The organism is Pseudoalteromonas sp. NC201 (assembly GCF_002850255.1).
In the GTDB taxonomy this organism is placed as follows: Bacteria; Pseudomonadota; Gammaproteobacteria; order Enterobacterales; family Alteromonadaceae; genus Pseudoalteromonas.
This window is the reverse complement of the sequence record NZ_CP022522.1, coordinates 404,542-418,863: the sequence shown is the minus strand read 5'-3', so window position 1 is coordinate 418,863 and position 14,322 is coordinate 404,542. Positions and strand designations below refer to the sequence as shown.

Genomic DNA, 14,322 nt, shown 5'->3' with positions numbered 1-14,322 from the left:
ATCCTACTTTATCGTTGCGTACACCTTTAACGTATATTAACGATAGCAACCCACCAGCAGAAACAACACGAATAAAATTCAAATTAAGAAATTGATTTCTGCGATAAAATAAATGAATAGGGTTAACTTAATCACGTTAACCACCATTAATATCAAAAAGGATGCCTATGCCTGAAGTATTTGAACAAGACTACACACTGGAACAACTCCAAAAGGTAACTAACGCCTTAAACAGTGGTCAGTTTGTTCAAGTTAGGCGTATGCTCGCAGAAACAGCACCTTGTGACACTGCACTGCTTTTAGAATCATCCCCTCATAAAATTCGCTCTATGCTGTGGCAGCTTGTTGACCCAGATATCCAAGGGGATGTCTTAGAGGAACTGTCAGAGGACGTAAGACTTGGGATCATCGCCCAGATGGAACCTGAGCTAATCGCCGCCGCTACAGAAGACATGGACGACGATGACCTTGGTGATGTCCTAAGAAGCCTGCCTGATACCGTCTACAAAGACGTTATCGGAGCGATGGATAGCCAAGATAGAGAACGTGCGACACAAGCTTTGTCCTACAAGGAACACTCTGCCGGTGCGCTAATGAGCACCGACACGGTAACTATTCGACCCGATGTTACCTTGGAAGTTGTATTTAGATATCTACGTCTTAAAGGCGAATTGCCAGACGGCACAGATGAGCTATATGTTGTCGATAAAGACAACTGTTTCTTGGGTGCCTTACCAGTCAATACCTTATTAACTAAGTCTCCTGACAGTATGGTTCGAGACTTGATGGATGAAGATAAGGAAACGATCCCTATCTCCATGGATGAGTCTGAAGTGGCGCAGCTTTTTGAGCGTCATAACTGGATCTCAGCTCCCGTCGTTGACGATAACGCCCATTTGCTTGGCCGTGTCACCATTGATGACGTTGTTGACGTTATTCGTGAAGATGCTGAGCACAGCTTGTTAAGTATGGCAGGTCTTGAAGATGAAGAAGACACCTTTGCGCCAGTTTTAAAAAGTAGCCAGCGCCGCTCTATTTGGCTTGGGATTAACCTGCTAACTGCCTTGATGGCTGCGTTTGTTGCAAGCTTCTTCGAAGGTACTTTGGATATTTTACCTATTCTCGCGGTGTTAAATGGCATAGTACCAAGTATGGGCGGCGTTGCCGGTAGCCAAACGCTAACCCTAGTGATTCGCGGTATTGCCCTTGGTCATATTAACCAGACTAACCAAAAGTTTTTAATGGGTAAAGAGCTGGCGATCGGCGCCTTAAACGGCGTGCTGTGGTCTGTCTTGATCGCTGGGGTTATTGCTATATGGCAGTGGGATTTTACACTCGGTGCTGTAATTGCCTTCGCAATGTTTATGAACTTAGTCGCAGCGGGTATTGCAGGTGCCAGTATTCCAATTATGTTAAAGAAAATGAATATCGATCCAGCGCTAGCTGGTAGTGTGGTACTAACAACCGTTACTGATATCGTAGGGATCTTTGCATTCCTTGGCACCGCAACTTGGTTATTAGTGTAGCAGTAATAGAGTCAAAATAGCGGGAAATGCTGGTCAAAACCAGCATTTCTTGAGCTGAGAGAGGGAGTTATTCGCCCGCTATTTGCATATTATTGAGTAGTATAGAGCCGGTTTGTACTGCTCCTCGGCATTCAATATCAGCGCCAACGCCTTCAATCCCCATAAACATATCTTTTAAATTACCAGCGATAGTAATTTCACTTACAGGATATTGAAGTTCTCCATTTTCGACCCAAAAACCAGCAGCTCCCCTAGAGTAATCACCAGTTACCGTATTAACACCTTGCCCCATAAGTTCAGTGACTAACAAACCAGTGCCCATCGACTCAAGTAGGCTGGTTAAATCGTCGTGTGTTGGTTTTACTAACCAGTTATGGATCCCACCTGCGTGACCTGTCGCTTGCATATTCATTCTACGTGCAGCATAGCTTGCCAATAAGTAAGTATTGAGCACGCCATCTGTGATAATTTCACGGTCGATGGTTTTTACACCTTCGCTATCGAAAGGACTCGAAGCAAGCCCTCTTAATAAATGTGGCTTCTCTTCAATGTTAACGCAGCGATTAAAAATTTGTGTGTCTAAAGAATCCAACAAGAAGCTAGACTTACGATATAGCGCGCCGCCACCAATACCTGACACTAAGTGCCCAAATAAGCTGTTAGCAATATCCGCTCGAAAAATAACAGGCACTTTGCGCGTTGACACCTTACGACTGCCTAATTTTGCAAGCGTTGATTGTGCCGCCTCTAAACCGACTTCTTCAGGGGATTTTAGCTCCGCGTGCACGCGAGATAACGCATATGCAGAGTCCCGTTGCATTTGCTCACCCTCTTTACCAATCACCATGGTGCTCAGGCTGTGTCTGGTGCGTGGAAACCCTGCAATTAAGCCATGGCTATTGCCATATACACGGATCCCTTGGTGGCTCGATAAGCTCGCGCCATCAGAATTCACGATTCGAGGATCGAATGCTAACGCAGCTTTTTCAGCAGCAATACATTGCTCAATGGCTTCATCGGGAGAAACTTGCCAAGGATGGAAAAGATCTAAATCTGCTGGTGACATCTCTAGCAAGGCTTTATCCGCCACACCATTACAGGGGTCATCCGAGGTAAATCGAGCAATATCTACGGCTTTTTCAACCACTGAGCGCAGGGCTTCAGGACTCAGATCCGCGGTTGATGCTGAGCCTTTATGATTACCCACATAAACGCTAATACCAAGACCACCATCTTGATTAAACTCAATGGTTTCAACCTCTCCCATTCGTGTACTTACAGACAGACCAGAGGTACTAGACATCGCCGCTTCTGCCGAGGTTGCACCTAGTTTTTTAGCATGCGCTAACACATCGGCAACTGCATTTTTCACATCATCAATTTGATTATATATAGGGTGTTGTTGAGGTTGAGTCATAGATACCTTATCCGCTCGCTCGTCTAACTAAAACATATTAGCTAATATGCTATCACAGCTACTAACTATTGTAGTGATCAATTGTGGTATACTCTAATGTAGAGACCTTAATATTTACTAGTATAGACAAGACCAATGGCTAAACACGAGCAAACGACCGAAGAAGAGATTATTTACGTTTCAAAAAGCGAGCTTAAGCGCGAGGCGCTAGAGTTGCATGAACTAGGCTGTGAAATTGCAGGGCTTGGCAAGAAGCAGCGTGAGAAGTTACCTCTAACGGACGAGCTTAAAGAGGCCATGACTGTTGCGGATAGGATCCGTGCTAAAACAGATGCTTACCGTCGTCATATGAACTACATTGCCAAGACATTGCGTAGTACTCCAAATGTCGAAGATATTCAGGCTGCGATGGATTTGATGCTAAATAAGAACAATAAAGCAGACGTATTGCTGAATAAGATTGAGCTTATTCGCGATGAAGTGATTGCCAAAGGAGATAGCAAGATTAATGAGCTATTGGATAAGTATCCTGAACTTGAGCGTCAAAAAATGCGCCAGATGGCGCGCCAAGCAAGTAAAGAAGTAAAAGCTGAGAAGCCAGGCAAAGCCTACAAAGAGCTGTTCCAGTATTTAAAAGAAGCGATTATGCCGTAACGCAGTGTTGTGGCTCTGATACAACATAAAAAGGCGCTGATGCGCCTTTTGCTTATTACTTTTGGCTTATGAATAGTTACCGCAGGTAGTATTACGCTGTACCACCGACAGTAATTTCGTCAATCTTCAAACTCGGTTGACCGACTCCCACAGGGACGCTTTGACCATCTTTACCACATACCCCAACGCCTCTATCAAGCGCAAGGTCATTGCCTACCATAGAGACCTTTTTCATCACCTCTGGACCATTGCCTATAAGCGTTGCACCTTTAATTGGTTGGGTTATTTTACCATTCTCAATTAAGTAGGCTTCAGACGCTGAGAATACAAATTTACCAGAGGTAATATCCACTTGACCACCGCCAAAGTTACTAGCAAAAATGCCTTTATCTACGCTACGAATGATCTCTTCTTGACTGTGCTCACCCGCAAGCATGTAGGTATTTGTCATTCTTGGCATCGGTAAATGGGCATAAGACTCACGACGCGCATTACCTGTAGGCGCCACGCCCATTAAGCTCGCGTTTTGCTTGTCTTGCATATAGCCCTTTAAAATACCATTTTCAATCAGTACGTTGTATGCCGCTGGCGTACCTTCATCATCCACATTCAAAGAGCCGCGACGGTCGGCTATCGTGCCATCATCCACCACAGTACAAAGACTCGAAGCGACTTGTTCACCTATTTTGCCACTGAATGCAGAGGCACCTTTACGGTTAAAATCACCTTCTAGGCCATGTCCAACAGCTTCGTGTAACAAAACGCCCGGCCAACCAGAACCGAGCACCACAGGCATCGCACCTGCTGGTGCATCAATGGCTTCAAGATTCACGCGTGCTTGGCGCACAGCTTCTTTGGCAAACTGCATCCATCTCGGTGCACCGTCTACTAACTCTTTAAAGTAACCATAATCTAAACGCGCACCACCACCGGCACTACCACGCTCTCTGCGATCATTTTTCTCAAGGAGTACCGAACAATTTAAACGTATTAACGGGCGAATGTCGGTTGCAAATGTGCCGTCGCTTGCGGCAATTAACACTTCTTCATATACCGCCGACAGCGAACTGACCACTTGCTGCGCCTCAGGTGCTAAATCGCGAATGCACTGTTCAATCTCTCTTAGTAAAGCCACTTTATCCGCATCACTCATGCTGGTAATTGGCTGTGCTGGTTGAAATTGAATGGGTGCTTTTACATCGCTAAATACTTGGACTTTACTGCTTTCGCCAGCTTGCGCAATGCTACGCGCAGCTTCTGCAGCTTTGGTTAAGGCTTCAATATTGATGGCATCAGAATAACTAAAGCCAGTCTTCTCACCACTCACTGCACGCACACCAATACCACGTTCGATGTTGTAGCTGCCGTCTTTGACTATGCCGTCTTCCAGCACCCAAGTTTCGTGGTAGCTTGATTGAAAGTACAGATCGGCATAATTTACTTTGTGCTGATGAATATACTCGAGAGTCTGTGATAATTGCTCACGTGTCAGCTGGCTATTGGTCAGTAAATTCTGCTCTACATTACTCATAAAAACTCACTTTTAAATCGGTTATGATCCGCAACCGGCATTTTTTGCCGGATCGAATCAAGAAACGCGCTATCTAGCTGCTGTGAAATAGGTTCTAAATTCGCACCAGAGTCAATTAAGACTTCACCCCAAGGCGATACAATTAAACTGTGTCCATAGGTTTCTCGGCCATTTTCATGACAACCTACTTGCGCGGCTGCAACTACATAGCATTGGTTTTCTATCGCCCTCGCCTGTAATAATGGCTGCCAGTGTGCCTTACCCGTTGCACAGGTAAAAGCACTCGGGACTAAAAATAGCTCAGCTCCCTTCGCTCTCATCATTTGGAACAAACCTGGAAAGCGCAGATCATAACACACGCTTAATCCAATTTTGCCAAATGGACTATCCACTACCACGACATCCTGTCCACGCTCTGTTCGCTCAGACTCTCGATATTGTTTAGTTTTGTCACTCACATCGGCGTCAAATAGATGGATCTTATTATAGCGTGCTACGATTTCGCCACTCGAATCAAATAAGTAACTCGCAGCCAGATATTTATCGCTCTGGCTTGGTATCGCGATGGTACCTGCCGCCAACCAAATGCTATATTGTTGACAAAGCGCTGAAAGCTCTCCAAGCAGTGCTTCATTATGCTGCGCGTATTCCCAAGTCTGTTGCGCATTGTCGCAAAACGCCAGCCAAGTTTCAGGTAAACAAACTAAGGTTGGCTCTTCCATCACTAACTTAACCAGCTGACTTTTAAGATAATCTATATTTGTTTGGGGTGCTTTAGCCGAGCACATTGGCAATGCAATCACCTTAGCCATTACCACTTTCCTTATTTTGCGACACAAGAGGTTGCTCACTATGCTTAAGTGTAGCACTTGGATGTGATTCTGAATTCATTGCTGGTGCTTCTTTACTGGTATTCTCATCAGCTCCATCTGGCATAGCTTCTTCACTAAGAGGCACAACCGGTTTGGGTAACTCAATTTCTTTACTCTTACGATCAACCTCGGTAACCACCGGCTCTTGCATCGTTCCGGTGATTTTAAAATTAATCTCAGAGATCACTCGCGCCGAGTGGATAACCTTATCTAATGCCAGTGCAGCTAATCCCGTCACAGGGTTCACCGCCCATGCCATAATCACAGGTAAGCTCGACGTGACTTGTGGTGCGACGGCTAAATCATAATTAATTTCGTGAGTATTGAGATCGGCATAGCCACGTATCGTTAGATCCGCGGGCACGCCATCGAGCTTCGCATCTTCAGTGATCGCAATACCATTCGTTAGTTGTACCGAACCACTCATACTGTTATAGAAAAAGCCTTTAGAAAACACATCTCTAAAGTCCAAGCGTAACTTTCTGATCAAAGAGTCCAAACTCAGCAATGAAAAGACACGTGCTCCTTTGTCGCTTATTTCTGCCAAGTGGCCCTCTCCTAAGCGCCAAGTCAACTCGCCACCTAGGCTAGGTAAATCCATTTCGTATGGCGCGCCTTGCCAATTGAGGACAAAATCTATGTTGGCGCGGGAGTCTTTAATGGTCGAAGTAATATCAAACTCATCCGTTAGTTCACCAAAGTCATTGCTGTTTAACGCGCCGCTTAGCGTCGTTTTACCTTGCTCAAACCGGCCACTGGCATTGAGTTTATGATCTTTTTTGTCAATCACTAACTCTGAAATATTGAGTCTATTACCATCCCCAAACAACGACATATTGACCTGATCTAACTGATATTCATCAACTTTACAGTCACCGCACACAAATTCGGTTGCAGGTAAGCTCAACAACCAATCTAATGAGTGAACGTCTTTTTCCACCGTCTCTTGCGCTTGCGGCTCCGACTTAGGTAAATTTAGACGTAAATAATCACTATTAATGTGAATAGGCCGGCTTGAGTTTGACGCTGGAATAGCCACTTGTGAGCGCATTTCTTTACTATTGATTTTAAGCTGCATCGCGCCGTCAATCGCGGCCATAGTAAAGTCAACATCATGGAAAGGGATCTCAGAGAATGTTACTTTTGAGAAAGAACCATTTACCTGATTCAGTGCTGGTAGAAATGCAGGGTCGGAACCTGAATTTGGCGCTTTGATAATGCGGTTGATCAGTGGTAACCAAGGCAACAGCTCGACTTCTTGTTGTTTGATTGTGATATCAAAACCGGATGCATTTAAGCCTTCATCTTTACTGCCAATTATCAGGTGTGCATTACGCATCGCACCGGATCCATTTTCAACGATGCCATTAAAATACAATTGATTATCTAGGCTTGCCGTAACAAGATTCGAAATATCATCCCCTAATACTGTGCCGCTTAGCAGTTTAGCTTGATCAGCAGGTTTGCCGAATTGATCGGGTAAGTGACTCGCGATCCCCCGTAAATCACTAGCAAATTTGGCTTTATAGTTAAATCCAGCATCGGCAAAATTAAGGATAAGCTCAGTGCTCAGCACGCTATTGCCTTCAAAGTAGCCGTCAATAATTCCATTTGCGTGCGGTTGCAGTTGCTCAACCCCAGCTTCAAGACTGACCTTGGTCGTTACTTGATAATTTTGCTTATCTCCGCTTCCTGATAAGTCCAACGACAGGGGCATGTCCAGCCACTTAGCGGTCAAATTATTCACTTTGATAGTGTCATCATCGAAGCTAACCACACCTTTCACTTGCTGTAATTGCATGCCAGGCTTTGCCAAAAAAACAGGATTGTTGTCTAGGTAGATGTCACCTTTAGCATGTACGGCACCTGATTTCAGGTCGACGACCAATTGCACATCCCCTTTTGCATCACCTTTACCTTGAACAATATCTAATATATTCGCGAGTGGATCTGCGAGCGGCGTTGCCACAAAGAAAGGCTGTAGCGTGCTCGCTTCTGTGGAGTGACTAATATCAACAGTCAGCACATCAGCGTGATTTAGATCCGCAATACTCACAACGACACCCTCATCAATACTTTGATTAACAAGTTCTCCACGGTGTGCGTAGATATCCATTCTTTCGTTTTCGAAGTGTAGTGTGACATCCCCTGAAGTAACGCTAGGCCAATCCGGTGCAAAACCAAAAGTAACATCATTCAAACGTGATTTAACTTCAAACTGACCTTGCTTATCAGCGAATGGAAATTGTGAAAGCGCCCCACTCAGTAAGACTTGAGTCTGCAAGTGCTGACCACCTTGGATCCCTGCTTCTAAATAGTCAACTAAGCTTTTACGCATAATACTGACAGGAAAGTACTGTGAAGCGATTTCACCACGCCCACCGAGTAGCTCCGCATATAAATCAAGCCGAGGGTCATCTGATAACTGCAAGGAAAATTCTGTGGCTAATGCTACGTCTTGATTACTAAGCCAAAAGTTGGGACTGGAAACTTGCCAGCCTTGTGCTTGTTGATTGCGAATATAGACATCACCACTGAGCTGCTGGAGCTTAATATTATCTTTGAAGGTCTCTTTGGATAGCAATTCAGTTTGTTCAGCACTTAAATTGAGCCTAACTTGCTCATCAGTCGCATTCACCTCTAATCTGGTACCATAAATTCCCGGGATCCCATGAAATGGCTCAAAAGCTATCTCTTCAATAACTCCCCATGCCGCAAAAGCGTTATTAGTACCAAGACTGAATTTCGCTGCGCTCAGTTGACCATTGGGATTCATACCATACAACAAATCTCGTCCAGGGAATTTAGCAAGTTGTGCTAACTCAGCTAAAAAGTTGGCGTTAATATCCTTTAACCAAAAGGTCTTGTTATCTTTATGCCATTTCGCTTCAAATAAAATAGGAGCAAGCGCTTCTAGATTACGACTAAACTGGATACCACTACTTTGCACCCACCAACCTTGCTGATCTGGCTTTAACAGAAATTGCGCATCGTCTAATGCCAATGTGCGCTGATTTTCGTCTTCTTGCCAAGTCAAGGTACTGGGTTTGATATCCACTGTAATATCTTGCAACGTACCTTGCTCAAAGCCTAGCCATAGCTGAGCATTGATGTCTGCTTTTAGGTCTGGATGTGCTAAGGTGATAAGCTCTTCTAACCAATCGACCGGATTAACCTTATCCGCGGATACATAGATATTCCCTGCCAATTCACGTAGCTTTCGCCCCGACAAAGAAAGACGAGCGTTAAACTGGCCTTGAGAAAACCCAGGTAATGCGATTTCTCCTGCCCCCTCATGTAATGCACTAGAGTTTTGCCACACCAAATCTTTCAATAATAAACTGTGGGTCTTACCACTAGAAAAGGTGATATTAAGACGACTGTTTTGCACCGCAAAATGCCCAACATCACCTAAGAAAAGGCTTTCAATTAATGCTTGCTGCTCAAAAGCACCTTGATCTTGAGCCGCGCTTAATTTGCTCAGATCTATATCGGCCTCAAACCCTTCCAGTACAAAATAGTTAGATGCGATCTGCATTTGTCGTACAGACTCAAATACATTGAGCTGCAAAGAGGTTTTGGCAATATTAATGGAGATTGGCGAGTCTTTATTGTCTTTAAAAGAGAGCGATTCCAACACCAGAGCAGGCCCATTGCCTTCCCAACTCGCACTGATCTGGCCAATACTAATATCAACATTCAGTTGCTTTTGGATCAGCGCTTCGATGTTACTTCTATAATCATTAACATAGGGCAAGGCGTACTTCAGCGCAGACACCAGCACCGCGAGTGTCACTAAAGTGATCGCAAAGATTTGCCACGCTTTACGCAGGCAGAAAAAACAGACGGCCTTAGCCTGCATGTACCGCTACCCTTTACATCATTACTACGTCAAACTGCTCTTGGCTATATAAGCTCTCAGTTTGAATGCTAACCTGCTTACCAATAAATAATTCAAGCTCAGCTAAATTATGATACTCATCGTTGATCAAGGCTTCGCTCACTGCTGGCGAGGCATAAACCATAAACTTGTCGGCATCATAAGCACGATTCACACGCACGATTTCCCGTAGGATCTCATAACAAACGGTTTCGACCGTTTTTAGTGAACCACGACCGGAGCAAGATGGACACACATCACAAAGAATATGCTCTAGACTTTCGCGCGTGCGCTTGCGGGTCATTTCTACAAGACCAAGTGCAGAGAGTCCATTGATATTGGCTTTCGCTCGGTCTTTAGACAACGCAGTTTCTAAAGAGTGCAATACTCGGCGTTTATGCTCGTCAGATACCATATCAATAAAGTCGATAATAATGATACCACCAAGGTTTCGTAACCTTAGTTGCCGCGCAATTGCTGACGTTGCTTCAACATTAGTATTAAAAATCGTCTCTTCGAGGTTACGATGGCCAACGAACGCGCCAGTATTGACATCAACCGTTGTCATTGCTTCTGTTTGGTCAATGATAAGGTAGCCACCAGACTTTAACTCAACCTTTCGATGTAGTGCCTTTTGGATCTCAGTTTCAACATCAAACAAGTCAAAAATGGGACGCTCACCTGGGTAATACTCAAGTGCACTTGCGAGCTGGGGAACAAACTCTTCAGTGAAAAGTTTTAGCTCTTGGTAAGTTAACTTTGAGTCAACACGGATACGCTCCATGTCCTCACCAACATAATCACGCAAGGTGCGAAATGCTAAGGTAAGATCCTCATGCAAAATTTTTGCTTTGCTCGTTTTGCGGCGGCGCGTTACAATTTTCTGCCAAAGCTTTTTCAAAAACTCCGCATCATGCTGTAACTCTGCTTCCGAAGCGCCTTCAGCAGCGGTACGAACGATAAAACCACCGTTTTCGTCATTATATTGTGCAACGATCTCTTTTAACCGGTCACGCTCTTGTTCGGTTTCAATACGCTGACTCACTCCCACATGCGTCGCATCAGGCATAAACACCAAATAACGTGAGGGAATAGTGATATCCGTCGTCAGCCTAGCGCCTTTTGTGCCAAGCGGATCTTTGACTACTTGTACCATAATGAACTGGCCTTGTTTCACCAGCTCACGAATGTCCTGCACTTTCTTAACTGGGGACTCGGCCACCCCCTCTTCGATAGAAGCGCTGTTCACGATATCTGACGCATGTAGAAATGCCGCTTTTTCCAAGCCGATGTCCACGAAAGCAGCCTGCATACCAGGAAGAACTCGGCTTACTTTGCCAAGATAAATATTACCGACGATGCCTAGGTTACCGATCCGTTCAACTTGAACTTCTTGCAGCACCCCATTTTCGATTAAGGCTACGCGACTTTCACTTGGGGTGACATTGATTAGTAGTTCGCTACTCATATTTTATTTTAAAAACCGTTGAATTAATTCGTCTGTCTCATATAAAGGTAAGCCGACAACTGCAAAATAGCTACCTTGGATCTCAGTTACAAAGCGTCCACCTACCCCTTGGATCCCGTAACCACCGGCTTTATCTTGCGGCTCGTTGGTGTCCCAGTAGGCATCAATTTCAGTTTCGCTTAGCGTTTTAAAAGTCACATTGGTCACAATCACATCGCTCAGTACTTTGCTTGTATCTGCAAGTGCAATCGCCGTCATCACCTGATGCGTATGACCAGAAAGGCGCTGCATCATCGCTTTGAAATCCGCTTTATCACGAGGCTTACCAAGCGCTTCTCCGTCAATGACAACCACAGTGTCACTGCCAAGAACCGGCTTGTCGGTATACCCTAGCGCCACACCTGATTGCGCTTTTAAACACGCTAAACGCTCCACAAGCTGTAATGCGCTTTCATCGTCTAGCGGACTTTCATCAGCATCAACACTAAATTGCTCGAACGAATAGCCCAGCTGAGAAAGTAGCGCTTTGCGACGTGGAGAAGCCGAAGCTAAATATAAAGAGATAGACATTATCTGATCCTAAACTGTCTACGATATTTTCTCAGCAGTGGGAATATCCACAGCCAGCACACCATGCCCGTAACCGCAGGCCACAGATAATGCGGGTTAAAGTAGATATCAAGCAAGAAATGATTAAGCCAAAATTGTAACAAATGATAGAGCGCGAGAAATAGCCCGATCAGCACTGCTTGCTGCCAGATGGAGAAATTACGAATTTTCTGAAAGTTGCTGGCGGTAATATAAATACAAATGGAATAGGTCAACGAGTTCACCCCGAGTGGCGCGCCCATCGCTAAATCTATTATTAGGCCGGTCATCCAAGCCCAACCAATATTCACACGGTGAGGGACGGCCAAAGACCAGTACATCAACACCAATAATACCCAGTCAGGACGAAATGGTTCAAGTGAAAAAGGCAACGGCATAAGTGCCATGATTAACGCAACAAAGACACTCAATGCAATCAATAAGTTGCTATGTTTACTCATGATTTATTGCCTCTTGGCTGCGTTTACCTAACACCACGAGTAAGCGAATGCGATCTAGTTGTGCAATCGGCTCTGCCTGTACTTGTGCAAATGGTAGGCCTTCGTCTCGGTCTATCTCAGTAACTACAGCCACCGGATAGCCTTCAGGGAAAGTACCACCAAGCCCGGAAGTGACCAACACATCGCCAATGCGAATATCCATGCTATGCGGTACATGAGCAAGGCGAACATTATTGATTTTACCCGTCCCCTCAACCACAGTGCGAACGTCATTACGCAATATTCTGACCGGTGTCGCATGGGTGGTATCTGTCATAAGCAGCACTCTTGAGGTCGTTGTACCGACTTGAGTTAGCTGCCCAACAATGCCCATTTCGTCAATAACAGCCTGCCCTTCGCTTATCCCATCAATAGTACCGCGATTAATCACCACCTGATGACTATAAGGGTTCGAATGAACAGACAACACTTGAGATATTAAACGTTGATTGGTTTCCCTAGCCGAAGCACCTAATAAGGCGCGCAATTCTTGATTTTCTTTTTGCAAAAACTGAAGTTGCTGTAATTGCTCACTCTGTATTAATTGTTTTTCTCTGAGTGCTTGGTTTTCTTGTTGCAGCTTTTCTCTGGTATTGAGACTTTTCAGGCCCAAGTTGAACGCTTCATAAGGAATGTTAGCAACGTACAGTAGCGGACTGACCAAAGTGTTTAAACTGGTTCGCACCATAGTCCCACCAACTGTGTAACGGTCACCAATGATCAGAATAATACTAAGCACAACTGCGACAGTAAGTCGCAGTTGTAAGGGAACGGTTCGGCCAAATAATAAATTCATCAGTCGTAACTAAATACGTCACCACCGTGCATGTCTATCATCTCTAACGCTTTACCACCACCTCTTGCCACACAAGTTAATGGATCATCGGCAACCACCACTGGAATACCGGTTTCTTCCATCAACAAACGGTCTAAGTCTTTGAGTAATGCGCCACCACCTGTTAATACCATGCCGTGGGCAGAAATATCAGAGGCAAGCTCTGGTGGCGACTGCTCTAGCGCAACCATTACTGCACTTACTATCCCCATCAAAGGCTCTTGTAACGCTTCTAGGATTTCATGTGAGTTGAGTGTGAAAGAGCGTGGCACACCCTCAGCTAAGTTACGGCCGCGAACTTCAATCTCAATCGGCGTTTCACTCTTAAACGCTGAGCCTATTTCATGTTTGATATGCTCAGCCGTCGCTTCACCAATCAGGCTTCCGAAGTTGCGACGTACATAGTTAATAATCGCTTCATCAAACTTATCACCACCGATACGTACTGAAGACGAATAAACAACACCATTTAGTGAGATAATCGCCACTTCCGTCGTACCACCACCTATATCAACAACCATTGAACCCGTTGCTTCAGATACTGGTAGGCCAGCACCAATTGCAGCAGCCATTGGCTCTTCAATTAAGTACACTTCACGTGCACCAGCACCCATTGCGGATTCACGGATAGCACGCTTTTCAACTTGCGTTGCACCACAAGGTACGCAAATAAGTACACGAGGGCTTGGACGCATGAAGTTATTATTGTGCACCTGTTTGATAAAGTGCTGTAACATTTTTTCTGTTACATAGAAGTCTGCAATCACCCCGTCTTTCATCGGGCGAATAGCTTTGATGTTACCCGGCGTTCGACCTAGCATTTGCTTAGCCGCAGTACCCACTGATGCAACGCTTTTTGGGCCACCAGCTCGCTCCTGACGAATTGCCACCACCGATGGCTCATTCAGTACGATGCCTTCTTCTTTTACATAAATAAGTGTGTTTGCCGTCCCTAAATCGATAGAGAGATCGTTAGAAAATAATCCGCGTAATTTTTTAAACATGAGGCTGGGTGACCTTTCAGAATTCTGTCAAACAAAGCAGCATCACC

11 protein-coding genes are annotated in these 14,322 nt (G+C 44.9%); 2 read left to right on the top strand and 9 right to left on the bottom strand.

Annotated features, from left to right (window positions below):
• Window positions 1–167: 167 nt before the first annotated feature.
• Window positions 168–1,526, top strand: a complete 1,359-nt coding sequence (gene mgtE / locus PNC201_RS01755) for a magnesium transporter (protein ID WP_102055979.1) — start codon at window positions 168–170, stop codon at window positions 1,524–1,526.
• 67 nt (window positions 1,527–1,593) lie between these two features.
• Here the strand turns inward: mgtE and pmbA are convergent, their stop codons facing one another.
• Complete coding sequence (gene pmbA, locus PNC201_RS01750) at window positions 1,594–2,943, bottom strand: metalloprotease PmbA (RefSeq protein WP_102055978.1); 1,350 nt, start codon at window positions 2,941–2,943, stop codon at window positions 1,594–1,596.
• A gap of 135 nt (window positions 2,944–3,078) precedes the next feature.
• Here pmbA and yjgA point away from each other — a divergent pair, with 135 nt between their 5' ends.
• Window positions 3,079–3,597, top strand: a complete 519-nt coding sequence (gene yjgA / locus PNC201_RS01745; RefSeq protein WP_010605940.1) for a ribosome biogenesis factor YjgA — start codon at window positions 3,079–3,081, stop codon at window positions 3,595–3,597.
• Between the two features lie 91 nt (window positions 3,598–3,688).
• Here the strand turns inward: yjgA and tldD are convergent, their stop codons facing one another.
• Genes tldD through PNC201_RS01705 form a run of 8 tightly spaced genes read right to left on the bottom strand, consistent with a single transcriptional unit; the run spans window position 3,689 to window position 14,275 of the window.
• Window positions 3,689–5,128 (bottom strand): metalloprotease TldD, encoded by a 1,440-nt coding sequence (tldD, locus tag PNC201_RS01740; RefSeq protein ID WP_102055976.1) that lies wholly within the window; start codon window positions 5,126–5,128, stop codon window positions 3,689–3,691.
• Window positions 5,125–5,940: a carbon-nitrogen hydrolase family protein gene (locus PNC201_RS01735; protein WP_102055975.1), complete on the bottom strand. Its 816-nt coding sequence runs from the start codon at window positions 5,938–5,940 to the stop codon at window positions 5,125–5,127. Before PNC201_RS01735 ends, tldD begins: the two co-directional genes overlap by 4 nt.
• Window positions 5,933–9,862: a YhdP family protein gene (locus PNC201_RS01730; RefSeq protein ID WP_102055973.1), complete on the bottom strand. Its 3,930-nt coding sequence runs from the start codon at window positions 9,860–9,862 to the stop codon at window positions 5,933–5,935. The genes PNC201_RS01735 and PNC201_RS01730 overlap by 8 nt, the downstream gene beginning before the upstream one ends.
• Window positions 9,863–9,875: 13 nt before the next feature.
• Entirely contained in the window at window positions 9,876–11,348 is a 1,473-nt protein-coding gene (rng, locus tag PNC201_RS01725; RefSeq protein WP_010376650.1) for a ribonuclease G, read from the bottom strand.
• 3 nt (window positions 11,349–11,351) lie between these two features.
• Window positions 11,352–11,918: a Maf family protein gene (locus PNC201_RS01720; RefSeq protein WP_039492943.1), complete on the bottom strand. Its 567-nt coding sequence runs from the start codon at window positions 11,916–11,918 to the stop codon at window positions 11,352–11,354.
• The gene (gene mreD, locus PNC201_RS01715) at window positions 11,918–12,397 is read right to left on the bottom strand and encodes a rod shape-determining protein MreD (RefSeq protein ID WP_010376646.1); all 480 of its coding nucleotides are present in this window, start codon (window positions 12,395–12,397) and stop codon (window positions 11,918–11,920) included. Before mreD ends, PNC201_RS01720 begins: the two co-directional genes overlap by 1 nt.
• Window positions 12,390–13,232 carry a rod shape-determining protein MreC gene (mreC, locus tag PNC201_RS01710; protein ID WP_010376644.1) on the bottom strand — a complete coding sequence of 281 codons (843 nt, stop codon included), beginning with the start codon at window positions 13,230–13,232 and terminating at the stop codon, window positions 12,390–12,392. Before mreC ends, mreD begins: the two co-directional genes overlap by 8 nt.
• On the bottom strand, window positions 13,232–14,275 hold the full coding sequence (locus tag PNC201_RS01705; protein WP_010376642.1) for a rod shape-determining protein: 1,044 nt from the start codon (window positions 14,273–14,275) through the stop codon (window positions 13,232–13,234). Before PNC201_RS01705 ends, mreC begins: the two co-directional genes overlap by 1 nt.
• Window positions 14,276–14,322 lie beyond the last annotated feature (47 nt).